We start from the raw sequence: 14,677 nt of genomic DNA, 5'->3' as shown, positions 1-14,677 counted from the left end.
GGACATTTCCTGTCCATAGCAAGATACGCATATACAACTTTTGGGAGGATGAGTAGATGTCTTTTTTTAGCCGTTTTATGAAAAAGAATCAGCCGGAGCCAAGGCCACTTTTTTATGATATTGTGTGCCCGTATTGCTTCACCAAGTTCTCTCCGGAGGATGTCGTCTTTCGGGCTATGCATAGCCGGGAGGACGATGAGAATTACGCACTGGGCGAGGATGATGCCTTAAATAAATACCGTGAGCGCTTTGGGCTCGATACGGTGGATGACATAGAAGCGATCATTAATCCGGCGGATATTCCGGAAGAATACCATCATTATACCGATCATGTATTAACAGGGCTTACGGATCGTTATGGAGTACTCACGCGCAGACGGCTTTGTCCATCCTGCCATAATGAGCTACCTGTGACTGCAGGAAAAGTTCCTAGTAACATTATCTCAATTATCGGAGCTTCCCAAGTCGGGAAGTCGGTGTACATGACCGCGCTGATTCACACCTTGCAGCATACGACAGCAGGCCATTTTGATGCCGCTTGTATGCCGCTAAATGCAGAGATTAGCCGTAAGTTCCGTACGCTATATGAAGAACCGCTTTTTGAGCGCGGGGATCTTCTGGCTTCTACACAAAAGGAAAAAATGCAGGAGCCGTTTATTTTTCAATTCGTCTTTAAGGATGAAGAGAAGCCGCCACTGACACTCGTGTTCTTTGATGTAGCGGGTGAGGGCATGGTGGATCAGGATTATCTGGGACTACACGGTCAGCATATCAAGAACTCTGCAGGTATTCTGTTTATGGTCGATCCGCTGCAAATCCGTTCAATTCGTGAGAAGATTCATATTAACATCGGCGATCGCCCGGGAGAATGGGTCTCGCAATATGACGAGCCACGTGATGTTGTGCTGACAATGTTCGGTGATTTTATCGCTTATCAGGAAAAGAGCAAAACAGACATTCCAACAGCAGTCGTTCTTGCGAAAAGTGATATGTTACATTCGCTGAAGGATGAGGATGGCGATTATATCAAGTCTAACAGTAATGTGTTCAATAACTATGTTCATCGCAAAACATTGAATATGGATGAGTTCCATAACATCGACGGAGAAATCCGCAGATTTATTGGTAAGGTGGACAGACCTTTTAAAGATACGATGGATGTATACTTCTCGAATACGGGCTATTTTGCGGTATCTGCGTTGGGCAGTAATCCTGTGAATCAGAAGATTGAGGGAGTAGTAAGTCCAATTCGCGTAGACGAGCCATTTATTTGGCTGCTGCATAAGCTGAAGTATATTGAGGGGAGCGACGGCCCGTGAATGTTTTCTCAGGGTCTAAGATTACCCAACAAATGTATACCCGCGAACGCCGCGGATTATTTCGTTCCACTGAAGGTTTTGATACAGTAGCGAAATCGGACAGTCTGGACAATAATTTTATCAAAAAAACACTGCATCCTTTCTGTCTCTACGATGCTCCAGTAGAGCTGGCCGCTCGTGGAGAGAAGGATGAGTCTGTATATCCTAATGCGCTACACCTGTTCCATGCAGAGAATGGCGACACGGTCATTGGGATGAGTCGTTATCAAGCAACGGATTTTACGGGTCAGCGCAGCGCTTTTTTTGCACATAACTTTGTAGTTCCTGCCTCACGTTCAGAGGAGATTATTCAGAGCTATGGGGACTTTCTACATGCTGATTTTGCAAAAAGTTATGAAGGTGAGCTGGGCGGAACCTTGCCGGAGCTGTCTGCTATTCCAGTTATTCGTACGGATCGTCGCCCTGATCCTATAGCGGGATTACGCTTGTTAGGGATTAATGAAGGGATATTTAAGTCATTGCTGCAAGCAGTGATGCTCTCTGTGGCAGGTAAGAAAAAAATCTATATCGCTCTAAATGTACCTATCACGGAGCTGTCCGCACGTGCGGTTGAGCTTACAGAGATTTTATATAGCGTGCTGCCGTATGAATTCCGCCGTAGATTAGGCGTGATTACGTATGCTAATGAACCGCAAAGCCGTAAATATATACATCTTAGCTTCGTGGAAAAAGGTTCGCTCCGTCCCGGTGATCGCAGCATCGAAAAGGATTTTACATTCGATTTGGTTTCCGGACGGATGGGAAATGTAGATTTTGGCGAGTCCCGCCAGCCATATGCTGATCTGGTTTGGAAGCTGTTGCTTTTGAATCCAGGGGATCTCGACGATTTTGTAAGTTTTGCCGATCAGATCCTGCGTGGAGAAAGTCCTGAGCATAAACTGTCGCTCGCTTTCTATAATGAGTTAGCCGTATTTTATGAGATTGAGCAGGGGAATGAGCATTTATATACAGAGAATAAGAGTGCGGTGCTAAGTGGATTGCTCTCTTATCTTAAAGCGGAGGGTGCTATTCATTCCAGAATCCGACTGAATGATATTTTCTTGGAGCGGTTCGACCGAGAATTTGATTTAGTCCGGCAAAGGAATGTTCCGGAGCCTGCCATTATGGAGTGCTTTAAGGATTATTTTGTGCTTAAGGATCATAATTACAAAGTAAAAATCGTCGATTATTTCATTAATGGAATGCTTCATAGCGTGGAAGCGGGACGCAAAGATGTACTCAGTGCAGCTTACGGGATTATTGAGAGTAACGATGAGCTAAGTGCTACTTTTTTTCAACGGGTAATGTCCGAGTCGTATTTCCGCAAGCAGCTATTAGAACCTTATATGGAGTCGAGACTAGTTGCAGCTACTAAATCTGTGGACATTCTGAATTTTGTACTCCATTGGGGCCGTTTTCTGCCGGCTGCGTTAGAGCAGCCTTTTGCTCAGGATGCTGTAAGGGATTATTTGCTAGAAAAGCTACAATTGGAGACTGATCCGGTTGCTGCGGTGGCGGAAATTCATGGCATTGTAGATAAAACGGAAAAAGATCGACGTAGAGGGACAGGCGTTTCTCCTAAAGTACTCTCGCTCATGCTGGAGCTTGCAGCATCTGCTGATAGATTCTTGCTGAACCGGCTATCCCTTACTGAAATGACGCAGGAGGACTTACTAGAGGTTGTTTTCTTACGTTATGGCAATGTTGTGGATTGGCAGCCGCCACTAGATAGAATTAGCAAGCAGAAAGAAAATGCTCTCCGCGCTGCTTATCGCTGGTTTGGTGAAGAGAAGCCGAATGAAGAGATTTTTGCAGGCTTGTCTCCGAAGGAACTAGACGATGTGCAGCTGCTCGGCCGCCGTTTACTAAAGGAAGCCCGGGTGCTAGAGCCATTTGAACGTCTTCCACTAGCTTTCTACTACACCAGTCAGCGCGAGGGTGGTCCGCTGGATTATGACGCATTGCTGGAGTTAGTTAAGCATAAAGCCGGTAATGATAAGGATGTTATCTATCGATTCTTTGCATGGTCCCAAGGAAATTCTTTATTCACGATATCGAATAAAAAGCTTCATCCGGGATACCGCCGGGCGATTCTGAAGTATTTCCAGAGCAGTGACCGTGAGGCGTTTAAGAATCGTGAGTTCCGTAAAAGCTATGTCGCTACAGCTCGGCCTGCGCTACAAAATGTCTATAACGAAGCTCGCTCCCAGCTCGCTTCCCCGCTGGCGCGCTGGATCAGCCGCAGTCGATTTCGACTCCTGATCTCCGGTTCCATTACGGGCATTCTGGTGATTATCGCTATTATCGTATTTAGTATGCTACGGCCGGATGATACGAAGACGGCTCTGCCGGGGACAAGCCCTGAGCCGACACCCGTTCAGAGTGAAGGCAATAAGCTTCCTCCGGCTTCCGTATACCTGAAGGATCTAGGTGCCGAAGGAGATAAAGGAAGCAGTGTATTGGTGTTTACGTTTGCCAACGCGGATGATTGTGTGCAATTTAATCCGACGGAGATTAGTCTAATGACTTCATCCGATGTGGTGGATAAGAGTTTTAAGGTTGCTGCTAGCAATGGGACTTGCCCGGTTCCGTCAACGGATGGAACGGATGAGGGGAACTCGTCCGAGAATACGAATGCCACTGGCACTACTGCTGAAACGGCAGAAGGCGCAGAGGCTACTAACTCAGAAGCCGATGCTTCGCCGTCTCCAACGCCTTCAGCTGATGCGGGGGACAACACAGTTGTACCATCCGCGACAGCTGTCTCAGAAGGTGTACAACCCTCCTATCAGGTGGAGGTTACCTTGGAGCCGGGTGCGACCATCGTAGAGAAAAGTATGATCAAGGCAGGGAGATTTACATTGATTGTAGATCCCGCTCCAAAGGATACACCGGGAGTTAACTCAAGTGCTGAACCTTCGCCAACTGCAAGTCCAGAAGGAACAGCTGAATAAAGGAGTTTCTGAACAGCAGGACGTATCCGAAAGGTTTAGTTCTGCTGTTCTTTTTTTGTTGCTCATACAAAGCTTTTCTATAGACATGCTGTGTATTAATAGATATGATTATGAAAATAAGGTTATACCGCCCTTCATAGGGGCGGTTTTTATGTTGTGCGCACTTATTTTGTGTAGTACCTATTCCTTTTTAGAAAGAGGTTGAACAATGAAGAAAATATTCTCCTCCAAGTTTTTTGTGCTTGGACTGGCCATTTTCATGGCCATTTCGATTCTAGGAACATCTATTGTTCCGGCAGGAACCATTTTCGCAGAGGCGGATGTTAGCACCGGGCTGGAAGTATCTAGCGATTCAGCTGCTAATGCGGAGCGGATTAATGTTGCGGATGCGACCTATACGGCTGCAGAATTTATTCTGAAGGGTGGCGTGCAGTCAGATTGGCAAGCCATTGGACTAGCTCAAGCAGGATATAAACTGCCAGCGAGTTATAGCCTATCCCTTGAGAAAAAGGTGAAGGATGCAGAGGGCAATTTCTCGAACGTAACGGATTATGCGAGAATTGTACTCGCAGTAAGAGCAATTGGTGCTGATCCTACCAACTTTGCTGGAAGCGGAACAACTCCTGGCTATAATTTAATAGAGAAGATCTATAATCATGACAAAATCAGTGGACAGACACTTAATAATCCAGTATATGCTTTGCTCGCACTGGACTCTGGTAAATATAACATTCCATATAACGCGAAATGGACAGCGGATAAGCTCATTGCTGAGATTCTCTCCAAGCAAAATCAAGATGGCGGCTTTGCCTTAACGACAGGCGCTAGTGAGCCAGATATGACAGCGATAGCTTTGACCGCTCTAGCGGCACATAAGCTTAATCCGGAAGCGTACACAGCAGGGCTACAAGCCGTATCTTGGCTATCTAATGCTCAGGATAGTCATGGAGGTTACGGAGATAGTGCTGAGAGCGCTGCACAAGCTATTCTAGGTCTCACATCCTTCGGTGTAGATCCAAGTGGGTTAGAATATACCAAGAATAAAGTGAATCTGATCGGGAATTTGCTGAGCTACCGTCTCGCTGACGGCAGCTTTACTCATAGCCGTGGTGGAAGCAGCAATATTCTAGCTACAGAGCAGGGGATTCAGGCGCTTGTAGCCTACAATCTACTCCATAAAGGCAGTAACAGCAAGTTATACGATTTTTCTAATTCATCCGTTCAGAATGCCTTAATCTATGCACCTGTTACTCTAGAGGGTCCTAAGAGTACTTTAGCACAGGGATATGGATATGCTAGCAACGTGCTTGGTGCACTAGAGAAGTTGGCTCTTCAGACGAACCTGCCGATCACGAATCCTTCTGGTGCTTATGTCACAGGAATTGGGAACATTCCGGCCGGAAGCTATGGCGGTTATGATGGATGGATGTATGTCGTATCCCGTAACGGTCAATGGATTAATCCTGATGTTGGAATGAGTGATTTTGCGCTTAAAGATTCAGATCAGGTGCTGGTTTATTATGCCGGAGATGATACTAAACTTGTAGATTCGGTAGCGGTGTCTAAACCAAGCCCTAAAGAGGGCGATTCTTTTACTGTAGTAGTGACTAGTAAGACATGGAAATGGGACGCTGTAACGAATACGTCCTCCCCGGTAACTGCCAAAGCTTCTGGCGTTCAGGTCCAAATTGGAAATCGCATCGTAACGACGAATGCTAAAGGTGAGGCATTATTCTCAGGGAATGTTCCAGCAGGTGATTACAAGCTGACTGTAACAGGCTATCGGGAAGGAAAAGCACCGTCGATAGCTAAATATACTCAAGATCTAAAGGTGATTCCTAAGAATGTAACGACTTCACTTACCGTTGAGGGTCCGCAAGGAGTGATCGGTGAGGGGACTTTAAAGGCTTCCAATGCCCTTGAAGCTTTGCAACAATTGGGGTCTTCCAACGATTTTAAAGTAGATATCACGAAATCTTCGTATGGTAATTTTGTATCGGGCATTCATGGAATTACGCAAGGTCTTTATGATGGCTGGTGGAGCTTCGTAGTATGGCGTGGCGGAGAATGGATCTATCCAAGTGTGGGTATGGACGTTTTTGAATTACAGGAATCCGACCGTGTTCTTGTATATTATGCCGGGGAAACCACACAGGTTGTTGATACTGTGGTCGTCTCCTCATCACAACCAAAGCCGGGTGAAGCTTTCACAGTAACTGTCTCTCAGAAAAAATGGGTGTGGAATAAGGATACCTTTACTTCCGATCCAGTGACTTCTCCAGCCGCTGGCGTGCAGGTCTTGATCGGTGATCAGAAGGCCATCACAAATGCTAAGGGTGTAGCTGCTTTTGACCAAGGTCTACCAGCGAATACCTATACGATCATTGTTACCGGATATGCTAAAGATAGTGTGCCAAGTGTGGCGCGTTATACTCAGTCACTAAACATTGCTTCAGACGTTATTGCCCCTGTTAAAGCTACGGCTACCATTTCAGTCGTTGGGGATAACAAGAAGGGTACGATTCTGAACAGTACAACAGTATCGCTAAAAGAAGGTGAAACGGCTTATAGCTTATTGATTAGTCAATTGGGCGATAAGGTAGTATCATCCGGAACCGCTGGAAGTAAATACGTGAAATCTATAAATGGTTTGTCCGAATTTGATGGCGGACCTAGCAGTGGATGGAAGTATAAGACGAATAGAGATGCTGATCCAAGTATCAGCGCGGACAGCTACATTTTAGAGAATGGTGATATATTATATTGGTACTATTCATCGGGTGAATAAGTACGATTGATTTTTCGTTAGGCGGACACTACGATTCGGAGCATTAGCGGATCGAGTGTCCGTTTTTGTTTTCGTTCGTTGCAATATTTGACAACATAAACTTTTTTTCGACATTTTATTCATGTTTTTATTTAAAAATCATCACACTATTCGCCTTTCTTGCCGATAAAAATAGAATGTGAATTAGAATATGTGAAGGCGGAATGCAGATGAAGAATATGAAAGTAAAATTCAAAATTGGGATTCTATTGGTATTCTCAGTAGTCATGTTGAACATTGTGGGGGTAACTGGCTTTATCACCATGGACAAAATGGCTCAAAAAACAACAGAAACGTATAATGAAAACTTATTGCCTGTTTCTTACGTGGGACAAATGCGTACAAACAATCGGGCCATTGAAGCTTTTCTCTTGGAGCGCTTGATGAGCGTTGATGTAAACAAGAACAAACAACTGAAAGAGAACATTGCGGTGAAAGTTCAGGAAAATAGTAATCTTTTGAACAAGTTGAAGACCGTCCAGTACAATGATAGTACGGTAGTGAGTAAAATTAAGGAATATGAGTCCTCCTTAACAGACTACCGTGTACAAAGAGAGAATATTATTCAGGTTGCGGATAGTAAAGGTAGCAAAGAGGCCTTTCAAGTATTCACAGGTGAGTTTAGTAATTCTCGTGAGAAAATGATCAATATGCTTAAAGGAATAAGCGATTCGCTGCTAAAGGGAGCTGGAGATCATAATTCAGAGTCTACGGCTACCGCTAAGAGCATGAAGATTAAAAGTCTAGTATTGATATCGTTCTCATTGATCATTTGTATCGTGCTTAGTGTTGCAATCATTCGACTGATTACGAAACCTCTTAAGGAACTGCAAGGTTTAATGAAGCGGGCGGAAAATGGAGATTTAACCGTCATAGCAACGTATACCGCTAAGGATGAAATCGGCCAAATTAATAGCTCATTTAACAATATGCTGGAGAGCTTACGGAAGATGATGCAAGGCATTGCGGAGAGTGCAGAATTGTTATCAGCCTCATCGCAAGAGATGAGCGCTAGTGCTGAGCAGACCTCGCTGGCTTCGCAAATGATCGCCGAATCTTCAGGAGAGATTGCAGCGGGGTTTGATGAACAGACGGAAAGCATTAATCGTACCTCTCAGTCTATACAAGCTATGACCAACAATATTTCGGCCGTAGAAAGTAGCAGTTTTGAAATGTCCGACCTTATGGGATTCGCTTCCGGTTCAACAGATCGAGGAGTAATCGCCGTAGATAACATCATTGAACAGATGAAGGAAATCGACTCCGGCGTAACTCAGAGCCAAGAGATTATTAGTAACCTTGGGCAGCTGTCTCAGGATATAAATACAATTATTACTACGATTAACGGAATTGCAACACAGACGAACCTGCTGGCGCTTAATGCTTCTATTGAAGCAGCGAGAGCTGGAGAACATGGACGTGGTTTTGCTGTAGTTGCTGGAGAAATTCGGGGTCTTGCAGAAGCGACGCGAAACAGTTCACTGAAAGTAACGGATATTATTACGTATATTCAAAAGCAAACTGAAAAAGCAGTAGAATCAATGGCCTTCGGCTCTGAGCTAGTCTCTATCGGCGTAGTTCAAAGTCAGCTCGTATCTCAAGCTTTTCATGAGATTCAAAGTTCTATTAAAGAAGCTACGCTGCAGACGGAAGAGATTAGAGAGGCGGTTGCGCATGTCTCTTTAGAGTCACAAGGTGTAGCGGCAGCAATGGAACAGGTCAATGCTATATCCGATAAAGGGGCAGTGGGTGTTCAGGACACCAGTGCAGCTAGTCAGCAGCAACTGTCTGCTATGGAGGAAATGTCCGCATCAGCTCAGTATTTGGCGGTGCTGGCGGAAGATCTGCAGAAGACTTTAGCACGATTTAGATTATAACGCGAAATGAAAAAAAAAGGACGTCCCAGAGCCATTTAGGCTTTGGAGACGTCCTTTTGTGTGTTATTGAATGGAGTTAAGCATACCAGCCCCATACGAAGATGAAGAGTGTACCAAAGATCGTAACTAAGCCAACGAATAAGGCATAGGCGATATTGATGTAGAGTTCTTTCTTGGTATCAGCTGATTCTCCAATATGCATGAACAGGAAGAGCTGCAGGGAAGCCTGAATGAGCGCTGTAACAAGCAGGATAGCCATGTTCGCAGTATTAGATAGATCAAGGTAGATTACAGCAAGTGCAGCCACAGAAAGGACAAGAGAGGCTAAGAAACCCATCACATGGCGAATTGGAAACAGTTGCTTCATCATGCTACATCAGTCCTTTCAGATAGACGAAGCTGAAAATAAAGATCCAGACAACGTCCAAGAAATGCCAGTACAGCGAGAAGATAAAGGATTTATTGGCCGTAGCCGGAGTAATACCTTGACGCTTCAACTGGATTAAGATAGCCGCACCCCATAGGAACCCGAACGATACGTGAGCTCCGTGTGTTCCCAGCAGTACAAAGAGACTGGATAGGAAACCACTAGTTTGAAGTGTAGCCCCTTCGTGAACATAAGTGACAAACTCCATGATTTCAATACCAAGGAAGCCGAGACCCATTAGTAGGGTTAGTCCGAAAAAGACCATCATAGCTTTCTGGTAACCATGACGCATAGCATGAACTGCAAGACCGATCGTAAATGAGCTTGACAACAGCAGTAATGTTTCGATCATCACTGGACCAATTTCAAAAAGGTCCGGCCCGCTAGGGCCGCTGGCAAAACGGTCTACCATTACAAAGTAAACAGTGAACAACGTAGCGAACAGTGCAATCTCTGCTCCTAGAAAGACCCAGAAGCCAAAGATTTTATTACTATTCTCTTCTGTTGAGTATTCAAGCGGCTTAGACGCATCTATTTTCATACTGTCTCACCCCGCAATTTCTTTTCAGTAGCAATAACTTCTTCTACAGGGATGTAGAATCCGTGATCCCGATCGAAGGACATAGCCGCTAGAACGATGAGGATGCCTACTCCGGAGATAATTGCTGGAATCCAGAGACTGAATACCAGAGAGAATCCTGCGACGAAGAAGATAACACCCAGAATAAATGGTTTGCCTGTATTGCTAGGCATATGAATCTTAGTAATCTTATCTTCAAAGAGTGGTACTTTGTCCATTTTAGAAGTCCAGAAGGCATCGCGTGTTTTTACAGTTGGAACCACTGCGAAGTTGTAAGCCGGAATCGGGCTCTTGGTTGCCCACTCCAGTGTACGTGCATCCCATGGATCTCCATCGGTATCTCTTGGCTCATAACGTGTACTCCAGTAGATGTTATAGACCAGAATAACGAAACCAATCATTAGACCAACTGCCCCGACAAACGAGAGCATACTTAGCGGTCCAAATCCGGTATCCGCGGAGTAGGTGTATTGACGACGAGTCATACCCATAAGTCCAAGAATAAACAGCGGGAAGAACGCTACGTTAAAGGAAATAATAATCCACCAGAAGGCGTGCTTGCCAAGACGTTCGTTTAGGCGGAAACCGAATACTTTAGGGAACCAGTAATGGAAACCTGCGATAACGGCGAACACGGCACCTGGAATAAGAACGTAGTGGAAATGCGCTACCAGGAACATCGTATTATGGTACTGGTAATCGGCACTGGCCATAGCCAACATGACACCTGTAACCCCACCAATCGTAAAGATCGGAATAAACGCCAGGGTGTATAGCATAGGTGTCGTGAAAGTTATTCGCCCTTTTCGTAAGGTGAATAGCCAGTTGAATATTTTAACACCTGTCGGTACGGCAATAGCCATGGTTGTAATCGAGAAGAAACTGTTAACCATAACGCCTTGACCCATTGTATAGAAATGGTGAGCCCATACTAAGAAGGACAAGAGGGAAATAATCAACATACTAAAGACCATGGATGTATAACCATACAGGTTCTTTTTGGAGAAGGTGGCGATTATTTCGCTATAAATACCGAACGCCGGCAATACAACGATATATACTTCGGGATGTCCCCATACCCAGAATAGGTTGGCCCATAACATATCCATACCGCCGTTGGCCATCGTGAAGAATTGAGAGCCGAACAACCGGTCGAACATCATCAACGCGAGCGCTACCGTAAGCACTGGGAAGGCGAAAACAATAATTACGTTCGTGATTAGTACGGACCAAGTAAACATTGGCATCTTCATCAACTTCATGCCAGGAGCACGCATCTTCAGAATCGTTACAATAAAGTTAACGCCTGTGAGGAGTGTACCGATACCTGATATTTGTAGCGCGAGCGAGTAGTAGTTGTTACCAACCGTTGGGCTGAACTCTATACTTGCTAGTGGGAAGTATGCAGACCAGCCAGCATCCGGTGATCCCCCGATAACAAACGAAATGTTAAGCAGCATTGCTCCGAAGAAGAAGAGCCAGAAGCTGACGGCGTTGAGACGCGGGAAGGCAACGTCTCTGGCACCGATTTGTAGCGGAACGATAACATTCATCAGACCGATAATAAACGGCATGGCCATAAAGAGAATCATAATCAAGCCGTGTGTTGTAAATACCTCGTTGTAATGCTGTGAGTCAAGGAATTTCATATCTGGAGCTGCAGTTTGCAGCTTCATCATCATAGCGTCAACGCCGCCACGGAAAAGCATTAGCAGTGCAGCAAGGATATACATAATCCCAATACGTTTGTGGTCAACGGTAGTTAACCATTCGCGCCATAAATATCCCCATTTTTTAAAATAGGTCAGGCCGACGATAATCCCGATTGTAGCTAGAACAATACTTGCCATAGCCCCGTAAATCAGGGGTTCGCCGTGGACCTTAAATTTATCCCAATCCATTAGGAATCGCTCCTTTCAAGTTGCTCAATTAACATGGACTAATGTCCTTCATGTGTAGTGCTCTGTTCATCCAGTTCTGGATTAGGTTCACTGTTGAATTCCGTCTCGCTGGATGGTGCAGGACTTGGATGAATTTCTTTATTATCTTGGTGCTCCGTAGTTCCATTGTCCATATCCATTTCTTTACCATTATTACTCATATGGTCGCCATGGTCTCCCGGAGGAGGGCTAAAGGATAAGTGAGTGTTGGTGTATGTTTTACGTCCGACATATTCCATTTTCAAAAGATTTTTGAATTCGTCTTCGGTTAATGGACCTGCTGTCTCTTTAACATCTTTTACCCATTCTTGATAGTCCTTATCAGTCATCGCAAGGGCTTCGAACTCCATGTGGGCAAAACCCTTACCATTAAAGTTCGCATTTCTTCCAGTATAAGAACCTACAGTATCCGCTGAAAGATGCAGAGTGGTAAGCATGTCACTCATCGCATATTTTTGTCCTCCCAATTGAGGGATCCAGAGACTTGAGATCGTACCGAAAGAGTATAATCTGAACTCGACAGCGCGGTGAACTGGAATGTTCACGTAGTTTACGGTTTCAATACCTTCCTCAGGATAGCTGAAATGCCATTTCCAGTTGGAGGAGGAAGCATAGATTACAAGCGGTTTCTGATCTTTATAATCCGCTGCAACGTTTTCTACATCTACTGTCGTTTTGACAGTGACCACGGAGAGGAATGCCACGATAATAATCGGGATTGTAATCCAGATGGCCTCCAACCATTTGTTTCCTTCCTCGTGAGGAGGAATATAATCTTCGTTGCTTTTCTTAGCGCGGTACTTCAATAGTACGAAGACATATAAGATGTAGACAACTGCTAGAACGCCGAGCATCACAACAATGGAGAGGATGATCGTGTCAGACAGAGTTCTCGCAGCCGGCCCCTTCGGATTCAGAACAGCGATTGAACTGCATCCTGGCAAGAGTAAAATTAGGCTGAGAAATAAAGCGTATAACGGTCCCTTTTTGTTCATGCTTAAGCTCCTTCCTTCAATACTTCTATTAATTAACCCTCATCATTACCTTCATATATAGTAAGAACTAATGGGAAAGAAAGCAAAAGACTTATTTTTCCATATGAGACATAATAGACCTTAATAATGGCGATCAAGTTAAATATTTGTGATCAATTTGTTACAAGTTCCTAATGATATGATAAAGATCACTGTAGCTGCGCTGTTTAATGGTTATTTATTTCTGTTCAAACTTTGTTCAATAATTTACTAATGTTGCTAATTTGGACACATCTATTTTGTGCAAAAGGATTGGGATTTAAGCGTTTTTTGTTGGTATGACAGGATTTGGCCGGAATCTGTACTTTGGTGAAATTTGTCGAAAATTCTGCAAGTGTTAAAAAGGGTAACAAATTATTCTGTATTAAGTTACAATCTCTCAAATTTCTATCTATTAATCTATGATAATGTTATAGGTAAATATACGAGATGGGAGATTTTTTAAGATGTTTAAAAAGAAAGTGTGGCTATTATTTATAGTATTATTCGTATGTACGGGCTTGGTACGAGAGATAGATACAGTGAATGCTGCGGGTGCAGGATCCCTGAAATTAGGGGTGAACGATAAATTAACCAAAATTGATGCAGTGTCGATAAAGGATACATATTATGTTTCACTGCGTGATTTGTCACTAGAACTGAATCTTAATCTTACCCTTCAGGGTGTTGGTATTCATGTTAAAGGGAACAACGGTTCCATCGAACTGCTGAATGATCACGCAACAGCTCTTCTTCCTAATGGAAAGACTATTCCGCTGAAAACATTCGTGGAAAATGGTAGAACGATGGTTCCTGTGAAGATGACCTCTCATCTTGGATTTTCAATTTCGTTCAAGCCAGCTCAATCTTTATTAAGGGTGTATAATTCCGGAGCTAAATTAGACGATGCTGCATTCGTGAATCAACATAAAAAGGCTTTGCAACAAAATGTAACTACAGGGACGACAGGCACTAAAGGGAAAGTCGTATATCTTAGCTTTGATGATGGCCCATCCGCTACAACCTCTCAACTACTTAATATCTTGGCGAAGTATGATGCGAAGGCAACCTTCTTTATGTTAGGAAATAACATGAACGCACATGCGTCTCAAGTGAAACGCTTAGTGAAGGAAGGGCATGCACCTGCTTTACACGGCATGACACATGTGAAAGATAAATTTTATGCTTCTCCAGCTTCTGCGTTGAAAGAGATGAATGACGATAATGCAATTCTGAAGAAGATTACGGGTCAGAGTACAACGCTGATTCGTACACCTTATGGTAGTAAACCTTATTTAACAAAACCTTTTAGAGATAAGATACTAACTCAAGGGTATCATCTGTGGGATTGGAACGTTGACTCTGAGGATTGGAGATATAAGAATGATAGTAACTCCATCTATAACACGGTTATGAGAGAGGTTCATGGTCTGAAGAAGAGCAGTCCAGTGATTCTAATGCATGATCAAAAGGCTACACTTAAAGTTCTTCCGCGCATCCTAGAGACGCTGAAGAAAGAAGGCTATGCGTTTCACGTTATTACTTCAGATATGGAGCCTAACAATTTCTGGAAGGATAAGCGCTAAATCTGATGTGAAATTAAATTATTTCTATTGATAAGGCGGCAGAATTAATCTGTCGCCTTTTTTTGTTGTCTGAAATCTTTGTAGATTTGACACATATAGGTTCTCTAATCTATCG

General features: G+C 43.9%; 9 protein-coding genes. 5 read left to right on the top strand and 4 right to left on the bottom strand.

What is annotated here, in order from left to right; translation table 11 throughout:
- Positions 1 to 56 precede the first annotated feature (56 nt).
- The 4 genes from UQ64_RS19055 (at position 57) to UQ64_RS19040 (ending at position 9,016) form a co-directional block, all read left to right on the top strand.
- Positions 57 to 1,319 (top strand): TRAFAC clade GTPase domain-containing protein, encoded by a 1,263-nt coding sequence (locus UQ64_RS19055; protein WP_042124368.1) that lies wholly within the window; start codon positions 57 to 59, stop codon positions 1,317 to 1,319.
- Positions 1,316 to 4,312: a GAP1-N2 domain-containing protein gene (locus UQ64_RS19050; RefSeq protein ID WP_060625106.1), complete on the top strand. Its 2,997-nt coding sequence runs from the start codon at positions 1,316 to 1,318 to the stop codon at positions 4,310 to 4,312. The genes UQ64_RS19055 and UQ64_RS19050 overlap by 4 nt, the downstream gene beginning before the upstream one ends.
- A 208-nt stretch (positions 4,313 to 4,520) precedes the next feature.
- The gene (locus UQ64_RS19045; RefSeq protein ID WP_060625105.1) at positions 4,521 to 7,100 is read left to right on the top strand and encodes a DUF4430 domain-containing protein; all 2,580 of its coding nucleotides are present in this window, start codon (positions 4,521 to 4,523) and stop codon (positions 7,098 to 7,100) included.
- 209 nt (positions 7,101 to 7,309) lie between these two features.
- A complete protein-coding gene (locus UQ64_RS19040) occupies positions 7,310 to 9,016 on the top strand; it encodes a methyl-accepting chemotaxis protein (protein ID WP_060625104.1) in 1,707 nt (568 codons plus the stop codon).
- A gap of 76 nt (positions 9,017 to 9,092) precedes the next feature.
- Here the strand turns inward: UQ64_RS19040 and qoxD are convergent, their stop codons facing one another.
- Genes qoxD through qoxA form a run of 4 tightly spaced genes read right to left on the bottom strand, consistent with a single transcriptional unit; the run spans position 9,093 to position 12,958 of the window.
- The gene (qoxD, locus tag UQ64_RS19035) at positions 9,093 to 9,383 is read right to left on the bottom strand and encodes a cytochrome aa3 quinol oxidase subunit IV (RefSeq protein ID WP_036680878.1); all 291 of its coding nucleotides are present in this window, start codon (positions 9,381 to 9,383) and stop codon (positions 9,093 to 9,095) included.
- Between the two features lie 4 nt (positions 9,384 to 9,387).
- Complete coding sequence (qoxC, locus tag UQ64_RS19030) at positions 9,388 to 9,984, bottom strand: cytochrome aa3 quinol oxidase subunit III (protein WP_060625103.1); 597 nt, start codon at positions 9,982 to 9,984, stop codon at positions 9,388 to 9,390.
- Positions 9,981 to 11,924 (bottom strand): cytochrome aa3 quinol oxidase subunit I, encoded by a 1,944-nt coding sequence (qoxB, locus tag UQ64_RS19025; RefSeq protein ID WP_060625102.1) that lies wholly within the window; start codon positions 11,922 to 11,924, stop codon positions 9,981 to 9,983. The genes qoxC and qoxB overlap by 4 nt, the downstream gene beginning before the upstream one ends.
- 38 nt (positions 11,925 to 11,962) lie before the next feature.
- A complete protein-coding gene (gene qoxA, locus UQ64_RS19020) occupies positions 11,963 to 12,958 on the bottom strand; it encodes a cytochrome aa3 quinol oxidase subunit II (RefSeq protein WP_060625101.1) in 996 nt (331 codons plus the stop codon).
- 485 nt (positions 12,959 to 13,443) lie between these two features.
- Here qoxA and UQ64_RS19015 point away from each other — a divergent pair, with 485 nt between their 5' ends.
- A complete protein-coding gene (locus UQ64_RS19015; RefSeq protein ID WP_060625100.1) occupies positions 13,444 to 14,562 on the top strand; it encodes a polysaccharide deacetylase family protein in 1,119 nt (372 codons plus the stop codon).
- Positions 14,563 to 14,677: the final 115 nt, after the last annotated feature.

Source organism: Paenibacillus etheri (assembly GCF_001012825.1).
GTDB lineage: Bacteria > Bacillota > Bacilli > Paenibacillales > Paenibacillaceae > Paenibacillus_AQ > Paenibacillus_AQ etheri.
This window is presented reverse-complemented; position numbering and strand designations above follow the sequence as displayed.

Excerpts from the sequence above, each read along its gene's own strand:
- UQ64_RS19055 (WP_042124368.1), top strand. The coding sequence starts at position 57 with ATGTCTTTTTTTAGCCGTTTTATGAAAAAGAATCAGCCGGAGCCAAGG.
- UQ64_RS19045 (WP_060625105.1), top strand. The coding sequence starts at position 4,521 with ATGAAGAAAATATTCTCCTCCAAGTTTTTTGTGCTTGGACTGGCCATT.
- UQ64_RS19040 (WP_060625104.1), top strand. The coding sequence starts at position 7,310 with ATGAAGAATATGAAAGTAAAATTCAAAATTGGGATTCTATTGGTATTC.
- qoxD (WP_036680878.1), bottom strand. The coding sequence starts at position 9,383 with ATGAAGCAACTGTTTCCAATTCGCCATGTGATGGGTTTCTTAGCCTCT.
- qoxC (WP_060625103.1), bottom strand. The coding sequence starts at position 9,984 with ATGAAAATAGATGCGTCTAAGCCGCTTGAATACTCAACAGAAGAGAAT.
- qoxB (WP_060625102.1), bottom strand. The coding sequence starts at position 11,924 with ATGGATTGGGATAAATTTAAGGTCCACGGCGAACCCCTGATTTACGGG.
- qoxA (WP_060625101.1), bottom strand. The coding sequence starts at position 12,958 with ATGAACAAAAAGGGACCGTTATACGCTTTATTTCTCAGCCTAATTTTA.
- UQ64_RS19015 (WP_060625100.1), top strand. The coding sequence starts at position 13,444 with ATGTTTAAAAAGAAAGTGTGGCTATTATTTATAGTATTATTCGTATGT.